Annotated in this window: 19 protein-coding genes and 1 pseudogene; 6 read left to right on the forward strand and 14 right to left on the reverse strand. The window is 69.0% G+C overall.

Annotated elements, in window-relative coordinates:
- Nucleotides 1–3,953, reverse strand: a 3,953-nt coding sequence (locus P7D22_RS15800; RefSeq protein ID WP_319935215.1) for a glycosyl transferase family 36, incomplete at its 3' end; no start/stop codon positions are given.
- Between the two features lie 102 nt (nt 3,954–4,055).
- Between P7D22_RS15800 and P7D22_RS15805 the strand changes: the two genes are divergently transcribed.
- Entirely contained in the window at nt 4,056–4,493 is a 438-nt protein-coding gene (locus P7D22_RS15805) for a GtrA family protein (protein WP_319935216.1), read from the forward strand.
- Here P7D22_RS15805 and pncB read toward each other — a convergent pair.
- Nucleotides 4,475–5,782: a nicotinate phosphoribosyltransferase gene (gene pncB / locus P7D22_RS15810; protein WP_319935217.1), complete on the reverse strand. Its 1,308-nt coding sequence runs from the start codon at nt 5,780–5,782 to the stop codon at nt 4,475–4,477. The two genes, P7D22_RS15805 and pncB, sit on opposite strands and share 19 nt — an antisense overlap.
- 210 nt (nt 5,783–5,992) lie before the next feature.
- On the reverse strand, nt 5,993–6,985 hold the full coding sequence (gene pdxA, locus P7D22_RS15815) for a 4-hydroxythreonine-4-phosphate dehydrogenase PdxA (protein ID WP_319935218.1): 993 nt from the start codon (nt 6,983–6,985) through the stop codon (nt 5,993–5,995).
- Between the two features lie 63 nt (nt 6,986–7,048).
- On the opposite strand from pdxA, the gene P7D22_RS15820 reads away from it, so the two are divergent.
- Both P7D22_RS15820 and P7D22_RS15825 read left to right on the forward strand, forming a co-directional pair.
- On the forward strand, nt 7,049–7,795 hold the full coding sequence (locus P7D22_RS15820; RefSeq protein WP_319935219.1) for a 2OG-Fe dioxygenase family protein: 747 nt from the start codon (nt 7,049–7,051) through the stop codon (nt 7,793–7,795).
- 1 nt (nt 7,796) lies between these two features.
- Nucleotides 7,797–8,534: a pyridoxine 5'-phosphate synthase gene (locus P7D22_RS15825; RefSeq protein ID WP_319935220.1), complete on the forward strand. Its 738-nt coding sequence runs from the start codon at nt 7,797–7,799 to the stop codon at nt 8,532–8,534.
- Nucleotides 8,535–8,754: 220 nt separating this feature from the next.
- Here P7D22_RS15825 and P7D22_RS15830 read toward each other — a convergent pair whose 3' ends face one another.
- Entirely contained in the window at nt 8,755–9,807 is a 1,053-nt protein-coding gene (locus P7D22_RS15830) for an aldo/keto reductase (RefSeq protein WP_319935221.1), read from the reverse strand.
- 70 nt (nt 9,808–9,877) lie between these two features.
- Complete coding sequence (locus P7D22_RS15835; protein WP_319935222.1) at nt 9,878–10,648, reverse strand: class I SAM-dependent methyltransferase; 771 nt, start codon at nt 10,646–10,648, stop codon at nt 9,878–9,880.
- 81 nt (nt 10,649–10,729) lie between these two features.
- On the opposite strand from P7D22_RS15835, the gene P7D22_RS15840 reads away from it, so the two are divergent.
- Nucleotides 10,730–11,509: a helix-turn-helix transcriptional regulator gene (locus P7D22_RS15840; protein ID WP_319935223.1), complete on the forward strand. Its 780-nt coding sequence runs from the start codon at nt 10,730–10,732 to the stop codon at nt 11,507–11,509.
- A gap of 6 nt (nt 11,510–11,515) precedes the next feature.
- Here the strand turns inward: P7D22_RS15840 and P7D22_RS15845 are convergent, their stop codons facing one another.
- The 9 genes and pseudogenes from P7D22_RS15845 to mntR form a co-directional block, all read right to left on the reverse strand.
- Nucleotides 11,516–12,220: a glutathione S-transferase N-terminal domain-containing protein gene (locus P7D22_RS15845; RefSeq protein WP_319935224.1), complete on the reverse strand. Its 705-nt coding sequence runs from the start codon at nt 12,218–12,220 to the stop codon at nt 11,516–11,518.
- A gap of 139 nt (nt 12,221–12,359) precedes the next feature.
- A complete protein-coding gene (gene rplA / locus P7D22_RS15850) occupies nt 12,360–13,073 on the reverse strand; it encodes a 50S ribosomal protein L1 (protein WP_319935225.1) in 714 nt (237 codons plus the stop codon).
- Nucleotides 13,074–13,077: 4 nt separating this feature from the next.
- Nucleotides 13,078–13,509 carry a 50S ribosomal protein L11 gene (gene rplK / locus P7D22_RS15855; protein ID WP_319935226.1) on the reverse strand — a complete coding sequence of 144 codons (432 nt, stop codon included), beginning with the start codon at nt 13,507–13,509 and terminating at the stop codon, nt 13,078–13,080.
- Nucleotides 13,510–13,631: 122 nt separating this feature from the next.
- Nucleotides 13,632–14,165 carry a transcription termination/antitermination protein NusG gene (gene nusG / locus P7D22_RS15860; RefSeq protein WP_319935227.1) on the reverse strand — a complete coding sequence of 178 codons (534 nt, stop codon included), beginning with the start codon at nt 14,163–14,165 and terminating at the stop codon, nt 13,632–13,634.
- 27 nt (nt 14,166–14,192) lie between these two features.
- Nucleotides 14,193–14,384, reverse strand: a complete 192-nt coding sequence (gene secE, locus P7D22_RS15865) for a preprotein translocase subunit SecE (protein ID WP_319935228.1) — start codon at nt 14,382–14,384, stop codon at nt 14,193–14,195.
- Nucleotides 14,385–14,538: 154 nt separating this feature from the next.
- Nucleotides 14,539–15,648 (reverse strand): annotated as a pseudogene (ada, locus tag P7D22_RS15870) (bifunctional DNA-binding transcriptional regulator/O6-methylguanine-DNA methyltransferase Ada).
- Nucleotides 15,649–15,819: 171 nt separating this feature from the next.
- A complete protein-coding gene (locus P7D22_RS15875) occupies nt 15,820–17,073 on the reverse strand; it encodes a DUF2254 domain-containing protein (protein ID WP_319935229.1) in 1,254 nt (417 codons plus the stop codon).
- Between the two features lie 110 nt (nt 17,074–17,183).
- Nucleotides 17,184–18,395, reverse strand: a complete 1,212-nt coding sequence (locus P7D22_RS15880; RefSeq protein ID WP_319935230.1) for an adenylate/guanylate cyclase domain-containing protein — start codon at nt 18,393–18,395, stop codon at nt 17,184–17,186.
- A complete protein-coding gene (gene mntR / locus P7D22_RS15885) occupies nt 18,392–18,868 on the reverse strand; it encodes a manganese-binding transcriptional regulator MntR (protein WP_319935231.1) in 477 nt (158 codons plus the stop codon). Before mntR ends, P7D22_RS15880 begins: the two co-directional genes overlap by 4 nt.
- A 125-nt stretch (nt 18,869–18,993) precedes the next feature.
- Here mntR and P7D22_RS15890 point away from each other — a divergent pair, with 125 nt between their 5' ends.
- Nucleotides 18,994–20,292 (forward strand): Nramp family divalent metal transporter, encoded by a 1,299-nt coding sequence (locus P7D22_RS15890; RefSeq protein WP_319935232.1) that lies wholly within the window; start codon nt 18,994–18,996, stop codon nt 20,290–20,292.
- A 30-nt stretch (nt 20,293–20,322) separates the two neighbouring features.
- On the forward strand, nt 20,323–21,384 hold the full coding sequence (locus P7D22_RS15895; protein ID WP_319935233.1) for a dipeptidase: 1,062 nt from the start codon (nt 20,323–20,325) through the stop codon (nt 21,382–21,384).
- Nucleotides 21,385–21,405: the final 21 nt, after the last annotated feature.

A 21,405-nucleotide genomic window follows, 5' to 3' on the forward strand; every position in this document is an offset into this window, starting at 1 on the left:
GGCGACGTGCTGAAATGGTGGCATGTGGCGCCGCCCGCCGGCACGTCCACCTCGCCGCAGAAGGCCGCGACGCGCCGCCCGTCGTCGCCGACGCTGCCGTCGGGGAAGCCGGTCTCGACCATGACGGGCGAGGCGAGGTCGCGGCCCGGCCCACCGATGAAGCGCATCCGCACGGTTTCGACGTAAGGCGCCGTCAGGCTGGTGGCCGCGAAGGCCCAGCCACGATGAAAATCGTTCTTGGGATTGGAGAACAACAGCGCCTCGGTGGCCTCGTCGCGCACCACGTCGAGGTTGCCGGCGCTGTCTTCCGGGTTCTGGTCGAGCACCATGTCGAAATACGGCACCACGCGGTAGCGTTTGGCCGTCGCGCCATGGTTGCGGATCGTCAGAATGCGGCAGTCGGAGGCCGCGAGCGGCACCACGAAGACCAGCAATTCGAGTTCGAGGTCGCCGTGGCGCATGCGGAAGGTGGCGGAGCCAAGGTCGTAGGTGACGTCGTAGGTCGCATCCGGGCGCCGGAACGGCACGAAGCCGGCCGTGTGAGCCGCATGGGTTTCGAGGTCCACCACATAGATCAGCTGTCCGGGGACGGCGGCCGGGGTCGATTCGAAGCGGAACGGCGTCAGGGCGTTCTGGCGCTCGTTCACCATATAGGAATGGATTTCGCCCTCGTTCGACACCACGGTGCCGAAGCCGGCCGGGTTGGCCATCACGTGGGCCCAGGGGCGCGGCGTCTTCTCGGTCAGGCGCAGGATGTGGTCGGCCTCGAAGTGGAACGGCCAGGTTTCGGGCCTCGGCAGGGCGCCGGGATGCAGGCGCCGCTGCCGGTACAGCACCGACCGCAGGGCACTCTCGCCCGGCACTGCCAGGCCAAGCTCGGCCGCGACCCGCTCGGCGGCCGCCGCCTCGTCAGCGGCCCAACCGGTGACGAACACCATCGTGGTGGTCTGGTTCGGCGGCAGGTCGAGCCGCACCGTCAGGCTGGCGGCGGGATCAAAGGTGTAGAGCGCGCCCTCGTCGGTGATGTCGCGCGAACGGCCGAGCCCGTCCGGCCGGCGGATGCCGCCCTGGCCGAGGAAGCGCGTGCGGGAATCCTCATAGCCGATCAGCCGCGCCTCGGTGCCGTCGAGCCGCACCGCATGGAACACGGTCTCGTGCGACATGCCGCCGATGCTGTTCTTCAGCAGGCGGTTGCGGGCCAGGATGGCGTTAAGACCCTTGATGAAGGTCGTCTCGACATGCAGGCCGTTGAAATCCGGGTCGCGCAGGTAGATGCCCGGGTTGTGGACGCCGAGTTCGCGGAAACTCGTCAGGGTGATGCGCTTGCGCTCCGGGCCGTGGTTCGTCACCGACACCTGCCAGCGCTCCACGCAAGCCGCCTCGGCAAGCTCGATGTCGGCCGTGATCGCCACCCCATGGGCGCTGTTGCGCAGGCGCAGCCGCGCCGGCCCGGCCTGGGTGACGCGATAATCGGGCCCCGCCACCTGCATCGGCTCGTAGCCGAGGCTCCAGGGCTGCGGGATGCCGGCATCCTGCACGATCAGGAACGGCCCGATCACCTGCAAAGCATCCTCGGGACGGCGCGACAGGTCGATCGGGGCGCCGCCGCGCGCCGCGCCCTCGATCACCGCGAAGCCGCGACCATCGGCCATCAACTCGCTGCGCATGAACCCGTTGGCGAGGCCGAAGGCTTCGCGCCCCGCCGTCAGCATGCGCGGTGTCCCGGCCACGCCGGGGCCGGCCGGCGCCACCCGGCCGCGCCAAGCGCGAGCTACGAGGACCGCCGCCCCACCGGCCGCGAGCGCCGCCGCCGCATAGGCCGCCGCCACGACCCAAACCGGGGCCGCAATGGCGCCGGCGCTGTTGCGCATCGCTTCGGCACCGCTCCAGGCGCTGTCCCATTCACGCCCGCGCGGGATGTAGAACGGAATGATCAGCGGCGCCCAGGTAGCGAAGCGGCGGATCGATTCCGGGATCACCCGGGTGCGGCCGGAATGGCCGGTGAAGCGCGCCGCCGCCTCGTCGACGCGGTCGCCGCCGATAAAGGTGAGGTTGACCAGCGTCGCGACCCGAAGGCCCATGTGGTCGAACCAGATCAGGATGCGCAGCCAGTCATAGGCCAGAAGCCCGGTGAAGACCGCGAGGCTCCACAGGCGGAAGTCGCCGGCCGGAAGGATCGTCTGGGCGCCGGTCGCCACCAGGGTGCGGATGGCGCCGTCCTGGTTGTACCAGCTCGGGTCGGGCGACTGGCGTAGGAACGAGTTGATGACGGGCGCCATCCAGAGGCCCCAGCCGAGCACCCGCACGGCCTGTTCCACCAGCCCCTCGAAGCCGGCGGCGCTGAACAAACGCTTCAGCGGCGTCAGCGAGCGATCGAGGATAGCCAGCAGGACGAAGAAGTTGATCGAGAACAACGGCGCCGCGATCGACCAATTAATGGTGCCGGCGAGCGATTCGTTGAAGAACAACCGCACGCCGCCGCCGACCGAGCCAAGGTCGATGGCGCCGAACTTGTTGAACAGCGGCGTGGTGCCATAGGGCTGCACGGCGCGTCCGGCGCCGGCGTAGTCGAGGTCCACATAGGCGAAGAACTTGGCCAGCACGACGCCGATCTGCGCGGCGTCGAAGTACCAGCCCACCGCGCCGCCGACAAGGCCGCCCAGCAGGGCGCCGAGCGCATAGGTACGCCAGCCCTGCACCACAGTGCCATGCCGCGCCCGGGCGACGATATCGGCCACGAGGTCGACCCCCGCATAGGCCAGCGCCCCGATGCCGAACAGCGCCAGGAAGCGGATCAGCCCGTCCTGGTTCGGCAGGCCATCGCCGAGCGCCAGCGCGGCGCCGAGCCCGACCACGGCGCCACGCCCGAACAAGCGGGGCTGGCGATAAGCGCGCGCCAAGCGCCCGAAAAAGGGCGCCGCGCCGTCGGCGCTGCCGACGACCGTCTGGATCAACGGGAAGGCGATTGTGCCGATCGCGACGCCGGCGAGGAGCGGCAGCGCGCGGATCGCATCGACCACGCCCGGCGCCCGGTAGAGCGCGTCGATGGCCAGCAGCAGCAGCATGAAGGTGCCGCCATAGACGGTGCCCTTGCGAAGGCCGGTGCGCCAATGGCTGCGGGTGTTGGACGGGATCGGCGGTGTACCATGGATGGCGTCGATGGTGAGCCCGGTCACCATGGTGACGAGCGCCCACAACCCCGATTGCGCCAGCCCGGCGCAGATCACTGCGGTCGCAAAGGCGGCCGCCGTCGCCATCGGCCCGCCGACCTTAACCACGACCTCGGGCAGGCCCGCCAGCACGGGCGTCACGGCCGACAGGGCGGCCGCAAGCACCAAGACGCCGTGCACCCGCCAGGGTGCCGACATTCGGCCGGCCACCAGCAGGCGCAGGATGCCGGTAAGGATCTCCAGGAAGCCGAGGATCAGCAGGCCGCGGCCGACCGCGGTCGCGAGCCACTCAGGCCCCAGGTGCAGCCGCTGCCCGAGGCCCAGCACGAGCGGCGTCGCACCGAGCGCCAGCATCAGGTTGAACATCACCGGCACCAGCAGGATCGCGGCCGTTTCGCGCAGCGCCAGATGGCGGCGCAGGCGAAGCACGGCGACGGCCGAAGCGGCGCCGCAGCACAACAGAAGGCTGGCGGCCCCGATGGCCGTGACCTTCAGCAGGTCGGGCCAGGTGCCGGGCACGGACCAAAGGGTCGCCGGGATACGGCCCGCCATGATGGCGATGAGGAACAACGCATCGGCCACCAAACCACGGGGGCGAGGCGCCTGCCCCAGCACGGCATACTGGAGCCCGATGAATGCCAACAGCCCCAGCACCACCGTGGCCAGGGCCGTGCCGAGCGAGGGCGGCGACGCTGCGGCCACGAAGGCAAGCCCGAAACAGGCCGCGGACCCCGCCAGGACGGGGGTCGAGGCAGGTGCCCCGAGGACGCTGGTTCCGGCCATGCCACCTCTCACGCGCCGAACCGGCACGCTCCGGCCCCGCTTCGCTTAACATAGCTTGTTCGGGATCGAGTAACATCCCTCAGGCACAAGCGAGCGATCGCCATGCCCGACAACGTACCCATGCCGCAGGGTCTGAAGCAGCTTCTCGCGTCCGAGCCTGTGCGCTTCGTTGTGACGGGCCTCGGCGCCGCCGCGCTGTTGTTCGGGCTGACCGATGCGGCGTTGCGGAGCCCGCTGCCGCCCTTCGCCGGATCGCTGCTGGCCTATGGCCTGACCTTGCTGGTCAGCTACGTGGTGCAGCAGGCCTGGACGTTTCGCGGCCGTCACGCTCACCGGGCCGCCCTGCCCCGTTATTGCGCCGCGCAGGCACTTTGCGCGGCCGGCACCGCGACCCTGGCCGCCATAGCGACCCGCACCGGCATTTCGGCCCCTGCGGCGTCACTGGCGGCGGCGCTGTTCAGCGGGGCTTGCAGCTATGGGCTGTCACGCCACTGGGTGTTCGCCGCCCGGCGTCCGGCCGGTCACACCAGCACCTCCTGAGCAACCCGGCCGGCATCGCCGAACACCCGCAGGTAGCGGGCGATCTCGGCGGGGTCGCCGGTCGCCTTGCGGGGATTGTCAGCAAGCTTGACGGCCGGGTGGCCGTTGGCGTCGCTGACCTTGCAAACGAGCGAGATCGCCTTCAGGGCCGTGTTGGGATTGGGGGCGCAGCCCTCGAAATCGTTGGTCAGGTTGGTGCCCCAACCAAAGCTCATGCGGACCCGGCCCTGGAAATGGCGGAAGGTTTCCTCGATCGTGTCGACATCGAGCGCATCCGAGAAGACCAGCAGCTTTTCCTTCGGATCATGGCCCCGCGCGCGCCACCAGCGCAGGATCTCCTCGCCGCCCTCGATCGGCGGCGCAGAATCGGGCCGTACGCCGGTCCAGTTCGCCACCCAGTCGGGCGCGGCCTTCAGGAACGCCTGCGACCCGAAGGCGTCGGGCAGCACGATCAGCAGGTTGCCGCCATAATATTTCTGCCAGTCCTGCAACACCCGGTAGGGCGCCTGGCGCAGCGCGGCGTCGTCGGGTGCCAGCGCGCCCAGCACCATCGGCAGTTCGTGGGCGTTGGTGCCGATGGCGTCGAGGTCGTTGTTCATCGCCATCAAGACGTTCGAAGAGCCGATGAAGGCGCCGCCGAGCCCCTCCTTCAGGGCTTCGACGCACCAAAGCTGCCACAAAAAGGAATGGCGCCGCCGCGTGCCGAAATCCGAAATGCGCAGGCCCGGCAGCTCGCGCAGGCGCTCGACCTTGCTCCACAGCTTCGCCTTGGCCCGGGCATACAGCACGTCGAGCTCGAAGCGCCCGAGCTGCTTCAAGGCGGCGCGCGAACGCAGCTCGTTGACGATCGCGAGGGCCGGGATCTCCCACATGGTGGTTTCGCACCAGCGGCCGTGGAATTGCAGCACGAACTGCCCGTCCTCACGGCGCAGCTCGTAGTCGGGCAGCCGAAAATCGGTCAGCCAGCGCAGGAAGCGCTGTTCGAAAATCTGATGACGGCCATGGAACGAGTTGCCGGCCAGCCAGATCATTTCCTTCTTGCTGAAGCGCAGCGAACGGGCGTGGTCGAGCTGCGCCCTCAGCTCGCCTTCCTCGATCTCGTCGGACAGCCGCACCGTGCGGCTGCGGTTCAGCAACGTGAAGGTCGCCTCGACGTCCGGGTAGAGGCCCCAGATCATCTGCAGCATCAACAGTTTGTAGAAATCGGTGTCGAGCAGCGACCGGATGATGGGGTCGAGCTTCCAGGTGTGGTCGTAGACCCGCTTCGCGATGTCGCTGGGAGCTGGCATCAAATCGACCGACCGGACCGGCTGCGCGGAACCCCCCGGGTCCGCGACGGCGGTGCCGGCGTCGGATGCCGCTGCGCCGGGATCGCAACGGGGGAGGAAGGAACCAGGGTTCGGCGCGGCATCACGAGGTTCGATCGAGCGACGGCTCGGCTCCTGGGAAGCCCCACGATAGCCGGATCGGCGCGTCCTGTCGACGCGGGGCCGCCGCCGTCAGCGCAAGGACGGTCCGCCGTCGCTCAGCGCGATTGCCTGGCGGAACGCCGCCCGCAGGCTCAGGTGGCTGGCGATGCCGCGCCCGGCGATGTCGAAGGCCGTGCCATGGTCGGGGCTGGTGCGCGGAAACGGCAGCCCGATCGTGATGTTCACGCCATGATCGACGCCGAGGTACTTGACCGGGATGAGCCCCTGGTCGTGATATTGCGCCACCACGATGTCGAACTCGCCCCGCCGTGCCCGCATGAACACGGTGTCGCCCGGCCAGGGGCCCGTGGCGTCGATGCCGAGCGCCCGCGCTTGTGCGATCGCGGGCGCGATGACGACGATCTCTTCACGGCCGAACAATCCGTTCTCGCCCGCATGGGGGTTGAGGCCCGCCACCGCGACGCGCGGGCGCGCCACCCCGAAGGCGCGCGCCGCAACGTCGGCCAGCCGGATGGCGCGAAGCTCGTTCGCCGGGGTCACGGCGCGCACGGCATCGGCCAGGGCCACATGGATGCTGTTCAACAGCACCCGCAGGTCCTCGTTGGCCAGCACCATGGCGAAATCGGCGGTGCCGGTCCGTTCGGCCAGGATCTCGGTGTGGCCCGGCTGCCGGATACCGGCCGCCTGGAAGGCGTCCTTGCTGATCGGTGCCGTCACGATGCCGGCGATCCGGCCGGCCCGGGCGTCGTCGATGGCGGCCACCAGCGCCGCATAGGCGGCAGCCCCGGCGATGTCGGACACTGCGCCGAGCGTCAGGTCGGCCGGCAGCGTGCCCGCCTGGATCAGCGGCACGGCGCCGGGCGGCACGGTGGCGATGTCCGCGGGATCGCGGATGGGCACGACCTCGAGCGCCACCCCGGCCACCGCCGCACCGCGCCGCAACGCCCCGGCGTCGCCATAAACCACGTAGGGGGAGCCGGGCCCCTCGGCCAGCAGCCGCGCCACGATCTCCGGGCCTATGCCGGCCGCGTCGCCCAGGGTAAGACCGAGAGGAGGTTTCAAAGCCGGCTCCTGCTGCCTATCTGCCGCGCTACGCATCGTGCGTCGTCCCGAGGATCACATCCCATGTCGGTTGCTCACCGTCCCCTGATCGAAACCGCGAACAACAGTTCGGCGATCGCGGACCGTCTCGCGCGCGACGGCTTCGGCTTCGTGCCCGGACCGGCGATGCTGGCCGCCGCGGAAGCCCTCGGCGGCACCGATTGGAATGGCTACGCGGCCAGCTGGGACGCGCTCGAGCCCGACCGCTTCATGGCCGATGGCGGCACCTATCGCAAGCGGCGCTTCGCCTGCTTCGCGCTCGCGGACGGCGTCCTGCGGCGCAAGCCGGCGCAGCCGCATTTCCAGACCCGGGACAACAATCCGCTCAATGGCGGCATCGCCCGGGTGTTCGCGCCCGTCACCGATATTATCGCCGACCACCCGATGAACCGGGCGCTCCTGCGGCTTTGCGCGGACGCGTTCGCGGCGGTGCGGCCGGCGCCAGCCTGGCATGTCGAGATGCACCAGTTCCGCATCGAGGCTCAAACCGGCACCGGTGGCCTGCCGACGCCCGAGGGCACCCATCGCGACGGCGTCGACTTCGTGCTGACCCTGATGGTCGAGCGCGCCAACGTGGCCGGCGGCGCCAGCACGGTGGTGGGCGAGGACGGAGCCGCGCGGGCCGAAGCGACGCTGCAGGAGCCGCTCGACAGCTACCTGATCGACGACCGTCGCATGCTGCATGCCGTCAGCCCCGTGCATCCGATCGACCCGTCGCGGCCCGGCACCCGGGATATGCTGGTGCTGACCTTCCGGGCCGAGGAGTTTTGAGATGGCGCGCCTGAGCGTCAACCTCAACAAGATCGCCCTGCTGCGCAATGCCCGCCGCACCGGAGTGCCGGACGTGCTGGCATTCGGCCGCCTCGCCCGGCAGGCCGGGGCCGAAGGGCTGACCGTGCATCCCCGCCCCGATGAGCGGCATGTCCGCCGCACCGACGTGCCGGCCTTGGCCGAGATGATGCGGCCCTGGCGCCCGGCCTTTGAGTTCAACATCGAGGGCTACCCCGACGCCGCCTTCATGGCGATCGTGGAATCGATCCGGCCCGAACAATGCACGCTGGTGCCGGACGCACCCGATACGTTCACGTCGGAAGAAGGATGGCGCCTCGATGAGGCGCAGCGGCCCATCGTCCGCGACGCCATCGCGCGGCTGAAGGCATGCGGCACCCGGGGAATCGTGTTCGTCGACCCCGATCCTTCGATGCCCGAGCGCGTGGCGGCGCTCGGGGCCGACGGAATCGAGATCTACACGGGGTCCTATGCGCAGGCCTTCACCAGCGGCGACCGGGACACCATGCTGCGACGCTGTGCCGAGACGGCCGCCGAGGCGAAGCGCGTCGGCCTGCTGGTGAACGTCGGCCACGACCTCAACCTCGACAACCTGCCGCCGCTCGTCGCCGCCATGCCGGACCTGCACGAAGCCTCGATCGGGCACGAATTGACTGTCGACGCGCTCGTCATGGGTTGGGAGCCGGCGGTGGCCGCCTATGTGGCGGCGTTGCGCGGCTGAGGCCGACCGCGAGAATCCTCACCAAGCCGTGATGGCCTTAGCCCTCATTCCGGACGGCGCGAAGCGACGGAACCGGGGAACCTCGGTGGTGCAGGCTGATCCACACCGGTTCCGGGTCCGCCTGTGGCGGCCCGGAATGAAGGCAGGATCGACCGCGTGTCGTTGCGAGGTGCCCCTCTCCGCAAGGGAGAGGAGGCCACGCAGAACGCGGATGGGCTCCTCAGTTCTTCTTCAGGTGCGGCCCGAGCAGGGTCAGGTCGGCCACTCCCAGGCGGTCCGAGGCCGTCTGGGCCTGGTGCCAATAGGGATAGGCCAGCGGCTTCAGGCTGACGGCGTCGAGCCGCGCACGCTCGTCTTCCGACAGCACCAGGTCGGCGGCGCCGAGGTTGGCCTTCAACTGCTCCTCGGTGCGCGCCCCGATGATGACCGATGTCACGCCAGGGCGGCCGAGCAGCCAAGCCAAAGCCACCTGAGCGGCCGGGGCGTCCCGCTGTTCCGCCACGCTCACCAGCGCGTCGACGATATCGTAGAGCTTGGCTTCATCATGGATCGGCGGCTCCTTCCAGTCGTTTAGCGCACGGCCTTCCGGCTGCGGCTGGCCGCGACGATATTTGCCCGACAACAGGCCGCCCGCGATGGGGCTCCACACCAGGATGCCGAGGCCCTGGTCGAGCGAGATCGGCACCAGCTCCTGCTCGGCCTCGCGGGCCTGCAATGTGTAGTGGATCTGCTGGCTGACGAAGCGCGGCAGCCGCTCGCGCTCGGCGATCCCCAGCGCCTTCATGATGTGCCAGCCGGAAAAGTTCGAGCAGCCGACGTAGCGCACCTTGCCCTGGCGCTGCAGCAGGTCGAGGGCTTCCAGCATTTCCTCGACGGGCGTGATGCCGTCCCATTCATGCAACTGGTACAAGTCGATGACGTCGGTGCCGAGCCGCCGCAGGCTCGCTTCGCAGGCATTGACGAGGTGATAGCGCGACAGGCCGCGGTTGTTCGGCCCCTCGCCCATCGGAAAGCGCGCCTTGGTGGCGACCAGCAGGTTTTTGCGGCCACGCATGACCTCGCCGGTGATCTCCTCCGACAGGCCGTTCGAATAGATGTCGGCCGTGTCGATCAGGTTGACGCCGGCCTCGACGCACATGTCGATCTGCCGGCGCGCGCCGGCGACGTCGGTCGCGCCGACCTTGGCGAAGGGACCGGTGCCGCCAAAGGTCATGGTGCCCATCGTGAGGGCGGAGACCATAAGGCCCGAGCGTCCGAGCGGACGGTATTGCATGGCGTTCCTCCAAGGGCCCTGTTGTCGAACCCCCGTCGGCATATGGCGCGACGGCGCGCGAAGTCGACCGTCAGAGCGGGGCCGGTCGCACCTCGACCAGGATCGCATCGAGGTCGAAGCTGCCATCCGGGCCGATCGCGAAATAATCCCGCACCGGGACGCTGGCCTCCGCCTGCAGGTGCAGCAAGGCGGCGCGGCAGACCGCGGGGGTGCGGGTGCGGGCCGTCCAGCCGTCGAAGTCCATGCGCATCCGACGCGGCGTCAGAGCGGTCGTGGCCCAGCCCGCGGCCGCGAGCCCGCTCACCAGCTCGGCTGCCGTCATGTTGCGGACATGGGAGGGGTCGCGCAGCAGTTCCACGGCCTGTAGATGGGTGTCGAGCAGCGGGTGGGCTGGCGCCACCGTGTCGATCAGGATGGCGAAGCCGTCCGGCTTGATCACGCGGCGCGCCTCACGCAGGCCCGCATGCGGATCGTGCCAATGGTGCAGGGAGAAGCGGCACAGCACGGCGTCGAAGCTCGCGTCGGGGAACGGCAGCCGCTCGGCCGCCGCCTGCTCGATGTGGATGTTGGCCAATCCGCGCGTGGCGGCCGTGCGGGCCACCTCGGCCAGCATGCCGGGCGTCAAGTCGCAGGCCACCACCTCGCTTGCGAAGGGCGCCGCCGTATAGCTGACATGGCCGCCGCCGCAGCCGAGGTCGAGCACCCGGTTCGGCCGCGTCGCCTGCAGCACGGCCGCGATGCGGTCGAGGTCGGGGCCACCGCTATGGACGGCGCTCGACACATAGGCGGATGCGCGGGGGCCGTAATGTCCGGCCACGTAATCATGCTGGGTATCGCTCATCGTCGGGCTCCTTGCGGATCCACCCTGAACTGCGGTTTATACCGTCACCAGACCCTGATTTATCCTAGCATAAGCGCCACCATGCCTGACGATGCCCAGCGTGAGCTCGGCGCTTTCCTGCGGGCCCACCGCGAGCGCCTGAAGGCGACGGATCTCGGCCTGCGACCGCAGGGCCGACGCCGCACGCCCGGGCTGCGGCGCGAGGAGGTGGCCGACCTTTGCGGCCTCAGCCCCACCTGGCTCAGCTGGATCGAGCAAGGTCGCGATGTGTCGGCGTCGCCCGCGGCGCTCAGCCGGCTCGGCGATGCGCTGCGGTTGAGCCGCGCGGAACGTGCCTACCTGTTCGAACTCGCGCGCAAACAGGATCCCAAGATCGACTCGGCGCCGGACGAGGCCGTCCCGTTGGCGCTCGGCCAGGTGCTGGCCAGCACCACCGTGCCGGCCTATGGGCTCGACCGGCTGTGGCAGCTCTGCGGCCGCAATGCCGCGGCGGCGCGTCTTTTCTCACCCTGGCTGGACGGCGGCGAGCCGAACCTGCTCGGCTTCGTGTTCTGCGACCCGGCGGCGCGACGCTTCATCTGCGATTGGGATGTGCGGGCCCGGCGCCTCGTGGCCGAGTTCCGCGCCGATACGAGCCGGCTCGGGGACGATCCGGACACCACGGCTCTGGTGGCGCACCTGCGACGCGAGAGCGCGACCTTCGACGGCTTCTGGCAGGCGCGGGACGTGGTGGCCCGGGAGGGCGGCGCCCGCGCCTTCCACCATCCCGCCGACGGCATCCTGCACTACGAGCAGGCGACGTTGCACATTGCCGGACACGAGCGCTTCAAGCTGGTGATGTTGTTCCCGGTCGGCGCCTGAGCGGGCTCAGGGTCGTTTCGGGATGTCCAGGCCGCGCTGCACGGCGGGGCGTGCGAGCATGCGCTCGAGCCAGGCCGGCACTGCGCTCAGGCTGGCGTAATCGACGAGATCGCCGGCTTCATAGAAGCCGACGAACCCCCGCACCCAGCCGATCATCGCGATGTCGGCGATCGTATAGGTGTCGCCCATGATCCAAAGGCGGTCCCGCAACCGCTCCTCCAGGACCCCGAACAAGCGCTTCGATTCGGCCGCATAACGGTCGAGCGGCCGCTTGTCCTCATAGGTGCGCCCGGCGAACTTGTGGAAGAACCCGACCTGCCCGAACATCGGGCCGATCGCCGCCATCTGAAAGAACACCCACTGGATCGTCTCGTAGCGGGCGGCCGGCTCCACCGGCAGCAATTGGCCGGTCTTCTCGGCCAGGTAGAGCAGGATGGCACCCGACTCGAAGAGACCCAGCGGCTGTCCCCCCGGCCCGTCCGGATCGAGGATAGCCGGGATCTTGCCATTGGGATTGAGACTGAGGAACTCGGGCCCCCAGGTCTCGTTCTTGGTGATGTCCACCGTATGGGCCTCGTAGGACAGGCCCATTTCTTCGAGCGCGATCGACACCTTGACGCCGTTGGGCGTCGGAAACGAATACAGCTGCAGCCGATCGGGATGCCGGGCGGGCCAGCGATGGGCGATCGGGAAGGCGGACAGGTCGGACATCATCGGGCTCCTACACGGGAAATTGATGCCCAGATAGGTGTCGCGATCGTGCTGTCGATGGCGGTGGACACCATCCCATGACCAGACGTGAAAAGGGCGGAGCCGAAGCCCCGCCCTTTTCAGATGTCCCGTGAAACCCTTAGGCGCCGACGGCGCCCTGGGTGGCCACCGTGGCGAGCTCGACCTTCACGCCCGGGCCCATGGTGGACGACAGGGTGACGCGCTGCAGGTAGGTGCCCTTGGCGCCGGTCGGCTTGGCGCGGTTGACCGCATCGACGAAGGCCTTGACGTTCTCGATGAGCTTGTCGCCCTCGAACGAGGCCTTGCCGACGGAGCCCTGCACGATGCCGGCCTTCTCGACGCGGAACTCGACGGCGCCGCCCTTGGAAGCCTTCACGGCCCCGGCGACGTCCATGGTCACGGTGCCGACGCGCGGGTTCGGCATCAGGCCGCGAGGGCCCAGCACCTTACCGAGACGGCCCACGAGGCCCATCATGTCGGGCGTCGCGATGCAGCGGTCGAAGTCGATCGTGCCGCCCTGGACGGATGCGACCAGGTCCTCGGCACCAACGATGTCGGCGCCGGCCGCCGTGGCTTCATCGGCCTTGGCGCCGCGGGCGAACACCGCCACGCGAACCGTACGGCCGGTGCCGTTCGGCAGGTTGACGACGCCGCGGACCATCTGGTCGGCGTGCTTGGGGTCGACGCCGAGGTTCATGGCGATCTCGACCGTTTCGTCGAACTTGGCGCTCGCGTTGGTCTTGATCAGCGAGATGGCGTCGTTGACGCCATAAAGCTTGACCCGGTCGATGGCCTCGCGGGCCTTGGTGATGCGCTTGCCTTGCTTTGCCATCGGATTAGCCCACCACCTCGAGGCCCATGGAACGGGCGGAGCCTTCGATCATCGCCACGGCGCTATCGATCGAGGAACAGTTCAGGTCGACGATCTTCTTTTCGGCGATCTCGCGCATCTGGGCGCGGGTGATGCGGCCCGCAAAGCCACCCTTGCCGGTGGTCTTCGACCCCGACGTGATGCCCGCGGCCTTCTTGAGGAAGTGGGACACCGGAGGCTGCTTCATCTCGAAGGTGAAGGAGCGATCCTGATAGGCCGTGATGACAACCGGGATCGGGGAGCCCTTCTCCATCTGCGCGGTACGCGCGTTGAAGGCCTTGCAAAATTCCATGATGTTCAGGCCGCGCTGACCGAGCGCGGGACCGATCGGCGGCGAAGGATTCGCGCTACCGGCCGGCACCTGAAGCTTCACGTAGCCCGTGATCTTCTTTGCCATGTGGGTTCATCCTGTTGGCCCCGGGTGGGGCGTGGCACAGTTCGTGGTGCGAAGGGGTGATCCGGCCTGGCGAGCCGGTGCCCTCCTTCCACGCGCTTTGTTCGGGTCGAAAGCCCAAACGATCAGGCAAGCTTCTCCACCTGCCCGAATTCCAGATCGACCGGCGTCGCGCGGCCGAAGATCGACACCGCCACCTTGAGGCGCGACTTGCCTTCGTCGACTTCCTCGACGATGCCGTTGAAGGAGGCGAAGGGCCCGTCCGACACGCGGACGTTTTCGCCGATGTCGTAGTGGATCGAGGACTTCGGCCGCTCGATACCCTCGACGACCTGCCCCTTGATCCGGGTCGCCTCGGCTTCCGAGATCGGCTGCGGCTTGTTGTCGGCGCCCAGAAAGCCCGTGACCTTCGGGGTGTTCTTGATGAGGTGGTAGACGTCGTCGGTGAGGTCGGCCTTCACCAGCACGTAGCCGGGGAAGAACTTGCGCTCGGAATTGACCTTGCGGCCGCGCTTGACCTCCACGAAATGCTCGGTCGGCACCATGATCTCTTCGAACTTCTCCGACAGGTTCCGCTGGGCGGCGCCTTCACGGATCGAGTCCGCCACCTTCTTCTCGAAATTCGAGTAGGCGTGGACGATGTACCAACGCATGGGCATGGGTTTATCCCGAACCTGGCTCCCGGCTCAGTGGCCGAGGCGGAGAAAGAGCGACACGGCGAAATGCAGCGCCTGGTCCACGGCCACGAAGAAGGCCGAGGCCACGAACACCATGACGAGCACCATGCCGGTGGTGATCATGGTTTCGCGCCGGGTCGGCCAGGTGACCTTGTTGGCCTCCGTCCGGACCTCCTGCATGAACTGAAACGGATTCGCCATCCTACCGCCACACCGAAGGGCCGGACGCGAACCGGAACTCGCGCCCGATCGACATCCCGCCTGAAAGACGAGCGGCGCGGGACCGGTCGGTCACGCGCCACATGGGGGCTGTATAACGGCAGGGCCGCGAGGGTTCAAGACCTATAAACGGCGATCACCCTCGTCCCGTGCCGACGGCCGCCCCCGGGAGCTCGGTCGTTCGGGCCGAGCCTTCGGCGTCGAGCAACCGACGCTTGCGGTCCACGCCCCAGCGATAGCCGGACAGCGCACCATCGTTGCGGATGACCCGATGGCACGGGATCGCCACCGCGATCGGATTGGCCGCACAGGCGCCCGCGACGGCGCGGGTGGCGGCGGGTGCCCCGATCCGCTGGGCCAGGTCGCGGTAGACCGTGGCCCCCGCCGGCACGGCTCGCAAGGCCTACCACACGCGTTGTTGGAACGCGGTGCCGCGCACGTCGAGCGGCAGATCCAGGCCGGTGGCCGGAGCGTCCACGAAACCGACCACCTGGGCGACAATGCGCTCATAGGCGTCGTCGCCGCCGATCAGCTCGGCGCGGGGGAAACGGTCCTGCAGGTCGCGCACCAGGGCGTCGGGGTCGTCGCCCAGCAGGATCGCCGCCACGCCCTTGTGGCTCGAGGCGACGAGGACGGCGCCGAGCCTGCACTGGCCGACCGCGAAGCGCAGCCGCTCGCGGACACCACCGGCTCGGTAGGCGCTTGGCGTCGTGCCGAGCAACGCGGTCGATGCCTCATAAAAGCGGCTGCTGGAGCCGAAGCCGGCTTCGTAGATCGCGGCCGTGACGCTTGGGCCGTCGCGCAGGGCGTGGCGCAAGCGCGCGTCGCGATGCGCGATCGCATATCCGCGCGGCGTCAGCCCGGTGGCCGCCTTGAACAGCCGATGGAAATAGCCGGGGCTCAATCCGGCCGCATCGGCCAGGGCGGCAAGGCTTGGCGCTTGCGCGGCGTCCGCGATCGTCCGGCAAGCGCGCTCCAGAAGCGCCAGGTTGGCCGCATCGCTCGAACCTCCGTCGGGATCGCAACGCCGGCATGGCCTGGCGCCGGTGGCGCGAGCCTCGGCCAGCGTATCGTGAAGGGTGACGTTGGCGGGATTGGCTTTGCGCGACGGGCAGGACGGACGGCAATAGATGCCGGTCGTCGTCACGACGTACCAGAACAGGCCGTCCGCGGCCTTGTCGCGGGCCAGGATCTGGGCCCAGCGCGGATCGGTCGAGGTCAGGCAAGGGGATGCGGGACGCGCCATCGTGAACTCCTCGGGTCTCCGTCACCATGACGCTGGAACGAGCCCGCCGCACCCGGCCCCTTGCTTTCAAATCCGCCGTCCCGACGCGGGGAACCGCTCGAACCCTGCCGATCCGCTCGGCCTTTGCCGCCAACGCCGCTCACCGGCCAACCGTTACGGAACCGGCGTCGTTCAACGCAGGGTCAGCCTTTGCACGGCCGCCTTCTCGCCGGGCAAGATCAGGGCCGCATCCGCATGATCGGTGACGAGACGCGACAAGCGCCGCGCGGGGACCGCGAACTGGTCGGGCGCCATGGCGGCCAGCGCCGCCAAAGCCTCCTGCAACCGCATCGGCACCTGGAGGAGGCCTGCGCCCTCGCGTGCGAGCGGGTGAAACACATCGTCGAGCATATCGTCCGTCGACAGCGCGGGAACGCGGATGCGGGGGTGCTCGGGGTCGGGCGCGGGGTCGTCGCGATCCGGCATCCAATGGGCCAGCACCCGCAGCGCGGCGCCGATCACCGCGATGGCCGTGCCGTAATCGGCCGCGGTCGGTGGCAGCGACTTCGACCCGATCTCGGCCAGAACCGAAAGGCCGAAGCGCGGGTCCTGCTCCCATGACCGGTCATCGTCCACGAGAAAGGCCTTGCGCACGGTCTCGATGGCGTCGGGCCCCATGGCGTCGTCGACGAAGGCCAGCGGACAGGCCGGATGCACAAAGGTTCCGGGCAACGCCGCAACGTCCAGCATGGCGTCGGACCCGCCGAGGGCGCGCGACAGAGCGGCCATGTCGACATATTGGACGTAGCCGATCCGCTCGGGAAACACGGGCACCGGCTGCCGGTGCCGGGGATCGGGCGGGATGCCGCCGAGATGCGGGCGGTCGCGCCGCCCCCGCATGGCCAGGGCCGCCGCTTCCTCGACGAGGCGGATCGATTCGCCCACCCGGCCGAAGCGGGTGAGCTGCTGCATCCAGCGCAGCAGCGTGACGACGATCATGCCAATCAAGACCACGGTGGCGCCCAGCAGAAGCAGGCGCCCACCCGATCCGTACAGGTGCGTCGACAGGGCGATGATGCCCACCACCGAGAACATGAAGGCGCCGATGAAGGTCGCGAGTGCATTATGGGCCCGTCGATCCTCGCTCCACAGCGTGGTGGCGCGCGGCGTCACGCCGCTCGATGCCGAGCCGAGCGCACTGACCAGAACGGTGAGCGAGAATGTCGTGACGGTCAGCATCGAGGAGGCCAGCACGGTCAAAATATTGCCGACCGCATCGGCGCCGACGCTGAGCGCGAAGTCTTCGGGGACGAGGAACTGGAACCGCCATGCGAGCAGCGCCACCGCGATGCCTCCCAGACAATAGAACGCAGCCTTGACCCAGGCCTGCCGGAGCAGCCGGGCGACGGTCATATGCAAGCGGGACAACGGGCGGGTGCGGGCCATGCGACCTCACATAGCAGATGATGCGAGGCTTGGCGGCAGCGCGGGATGGGGGCAGCCCAATCAACGGCCTCCCGAGCGAGACGCCAAGCGCGCGCCAGCCGCCTATCGCCTCACCGCTCCGGGTCGAGCGTGAACAGTTCCTGCGCCCGCCCCACGCCGCGCAATGCGAAGCGGCCGAGCGACACCATGCGGTCGCGCTCGGCCGGCTCGGCTGCTTCGGCAAAGGCCGAAGAGATCACCACGGCACGGTCGACCGAGCGGCACATCGAGGCGATGCGGCTCACCTCGTTGACGGCCGGCCCCACCACCGTGAAGTCGAGCCGCTCCTCGCTGCCGATGTTGCCGAACAACACTTCGCCGATGTGCAGGCCGAGGTAGATCGAGGTGACGGGCCGCCCTTCCGCCTGCCGCCGCTGGTTCAGGGCGATCTTGGCGGCCTTGAGGTCGGCCACGGCCTTCAGGGCGCAGCCGACCGCATGGCTGTGATCCTCGGCGCGGAAGATCGCCAGCACGCCGTCGCCCATCAGCTTCAGCACGTCGCCGCCATGCCCGTGGATGGCCTCGATGGCGGCGGCCGAATAATCGTTCAACAGCGGGATGATCTCTTCGGGCGCCGCCGTATCGGTGATGGTGGTGTAGCCGCGCAGGTCCGAGAACCACAGCACGGTCGTCATGCGCTCGGCGACCCCCCGCGCGATGCGGCCACTCAGCACCCGCTTGCCGGCGTCGCGGCCGAGATAGACCTCGACCAGCGTGGCCGCCACCCTGGCCAGCGAGCGGCATTTCACGGCCAGGGCCAGCGATGGCAGCAACTGCCGCAGGGTCGCCATCTGGGCTTCGCCGAAGCCTTCCGGATGGTGCGTCGTCCAGGACGAATACACGCAATCCATGTCGCCGAAGCTGCCCTCCTGGGCGAAGCGATGGACAAAGGCCGCGACGCCCACCACGCCGTCGCCGCGCATCGTGTCGTAGGTGAAGAAGTCGAAGGTTTCTCGGCCGAGGTGGCAGCAGAACTCGTCGCCCCCGGTGTCGAGCAGGTGGAAATGCACGCTGCGCTGCCAGTTCTCCGCTTGTTCGCCGCCCTCGCCGGTGCGGCCATATTCGAGCATCGGCTGTTGTTCGGTGCCGTCTTCCCGCCAACGAAAGATGCGCCCCTCGTAGACCGGGTGCAGCGTGTCGATCAGCACGGCGCCGCGCGAGAGTTCCAGCCCGGCCGCCCGGCAGCGCTGGCAGAAGCCTTCCACCAGCTCCGTCTCGCTCGCGCCGGCGAGACCGCGGGCCGTGACCCAGCCGCGGATGGCGTCGAGATCCGAAGGCGTCACGGGGCGGCTCCGTCGTGGTGGCGGCACAAGGCGCGCGCCAGGGCGTCGAGGGTTTCCTGGCTGACGTGGTGCTCGATGCCTTCCGCGTCGCAGCGCGCGGTTTCGGCCGACACCCCGAGCGACAGCAGGAAGTCCTCGACAATGCGGTGCCGCGCCCGGCTGCGTGCCGCGAGGCAGCGCCCCGCCTCCGTCAGCGCCACGCCGCGATACGGGGTCTGCACCACCAGGGCGTCGACATGCAAGCGCTTCAGCATCTTGGCGACGGTCGGCTGCGCCACCCCGAGCCGCGCCGCGATATCGACCTGCCGCGCGGCCCCGCTGTGGTCGAGCAGGTCGGCGATCAGTTCCACGTAATCCTCCACCACGGCCGAGCGGCGACCCGCCCGGGCCTGGCGGAAACGCGCCACATGGACGTCCGGCCCGACGAGACCGGGCGGCATAAGGGAAGGAAGCGCGGCGATGCGGTCGGCCATGGTCCAAGCTTTTACGACATCGGCGGCGATCCGCCTACCGGGCAGCGGCGCCGAACGCCTTGACGATGCGGGATTTCACCCCATTATAGCCATGGCTATATTCACCGAGTGCGGATCACCGCCCCATGTCGCTCCAACTCCTGACGGATCGCACCAACGCCGGCATCGCCGATGTGCTGGCCGGCCGTCGCCGTGGCCTCGGCGCAACCCTGCTGTTCGCGGGTCCGGCCATGGTAGCCTCGGTGGCCTATGTGGACCCGGGCAATTTCGCCACCAACATCCAGGCCGGCGCCCGCTACGGCTATGCGCTGCTTTGGGTGGCGTTGCTGGCGAATCTCGTGGCGATGTTGTTCCAGGCGCTGTCGGCGAAGCTCGGCATCGCTACCGGGCGCAATCTGGCGGAGCTGTGTCGCGAACAGTTCCCAAGGCCCGTGGCGATCGCCATGTGGGTCATCAGCGAGGTGGCCGCCATGGCGACCGACCTCGCCGAGTTCCTTGGCGCGGCGCTCGGGCTGTCCCTGCTGCTGCACATTCCGCTGCTGGCCGGCATGGGGATCGCGGCAGTCGTAACTTTCGCGGTGCTGATGGCCGACCGCGGCGGCTTCCGTCCGATGGAACTCGCCATCGGGGCCATGGTGCTGCTCATCAGCCTTTGTTATCTGGCCGAGATGGTCATTGCGCCGCTCGACTGGGGCGGCATCGCGACCGGCCTCGCAGTGCCGCGCATCCCGGACGGCGCGGCGCTGACGATCGCGGTCGGCATCATCGGGGCCACCGTGATGCCGCATGCGCTTTACCTTCATTCCGGCCTGACGCAGCGGCGCGGCCGGACTGACGATCCCCGCGCCCGCAGCCTGATGGTGCGGTTCTCCAACCGCGAGGTGGTGGCGGCGCTGACGGCCGCCGGCCTCGTCAACATGGCCATGATCGCCATGGCGGCGAGCGCCTTTCACGCCGGCCACAGCGACGTGGCCGAGATCGACCAGGCCTATCACACGTTGACGCCGCTGCTCGGTGGCGCCGCTGCCGCGATCTTCCTGACGTCGCTGATTGCCTCGGGTCTCGCGAGCTCGGTTGTCGGTACGCTGGCGGGCCAGATGATCATGCAGGGCTTCGTCAGCATCGCCATTCCGGTGTGGCTGCGGCGGGTGGTCACCATGGTGCCAGCCTTCGTGGTGGTGGCGCTCGGGGTCGACCCGACCCGCGCCCTGGTGATGAGCCAGGTGGTGCTGAGCATCGCCCTGCCGGTGCCGATGATCGCCCTGGTACTGTTGACCCGGCGACGCGACCTGATGGGCGCCGACGTGAACGGCCGCTTGGTGACGATCCTGGCCATCACCGGCGCCGCAATGGTGCTCGGCCTCAACGTCGTGCTGGTGCTGCAAAGTTTTGGCGTGCCGATTCCCGGCCTGCCGGACAGCTGAACCCGGCATGATGCGTGCTACCATGACACCATGAGCGACATGCCAATCCCCGTTTTCGACGGCCACAACGACACTTTGCTGCGCCTGGCGGCCCGCGCCGTCCAGGACCCTGCGGCGGCCTTTGCGGGCCAGTCCGGCACAGGCCACATCGACCTGCCGCGCGCCCGTGCCGGCGGCTTCGTGGGCGGGCTGTTCGCGGCCTTCCCACCGCCGGTGCGCATGCCCAGCATGGAAGGCTCCATGCGGGGCGCCTCCTACGACATGCCCTTCCCCGACCTGCTGGCGCTCGAGGCCGCGCAGGAGTCGGTGTTCGGCATGTTCGCCGTCCTGCTGCGGCTCGAGCGCGCCTTTCCGGACGATCTCGCGGTGTGCCGCAGCGTGGCCGACATCCGAACCGCGGTGGCGGCCGGGCGCCTGGCGGCCGTGATGCACATGGAGGGCGCCGAGGCGATCGACCCCGGCCTCGCCACGCTCGACGTGCTGCATGCGGCGGGCCTGCGCTCGCTCGGCCTCGTGTGGAGCCGGCCCAACATCTTCGCCCACGGGGTGCCGTTCCGCTTCCCGAGCTCGCCCGACACCGGCGACGGCCTGACCGACCGTGGGGTCGAACTGGTGCGGGCCTGCAACGCCCGCCGCATCGTGGTCGACCTGTCCCACCTCAACGAGAAAGGGTTCTGGGACGTGGCGCGGCTGACGACGGCGCCGCTCGTGGCGAGCCATTCCAATGTCCACGCGCTCTGCCCTTCGGCCCGCAACCTCACCGATCGGCAGCTCGACGCCATCAAGGAAAGCCGCGGCCTCGTGGGGCTCAACTTCGCAACCTGCTTTCTCCGGCCGGACGGCGCCATGCGGGCCGACACGGATCTCGATCTGATGGTCCGCCACATCGATGCGCTGGTGGAGACGCTCGGCGAAGACGGGGTCGGCTTCGGCTCGGATTTCGATGGCGCCGTGGTGCCGGCCGGCATCGGCGACGTGGCGGGCCTGCCGCACCTCGTCGCCCGCCTTCGGACGGCCGGCTACGGCGACGCCCTGGTGGCCAAGATCTGCGCCGAGAACTGGCTTTCGGTGCTGGAGCGCAGCTGGGCCTGACGCGGCGCTCGCCTCCCCGGC

This window comes from Lichenihabitans sp. Uapishka_5 (genome assembly GCF_033947565.1).
Taxonomy (GTDB): domain Bacteria; phylum Pseudomonadota; class Alphaproteobacteria; order Rhizobiales; family Beijerinckiaceae; genus Lichenihabitans.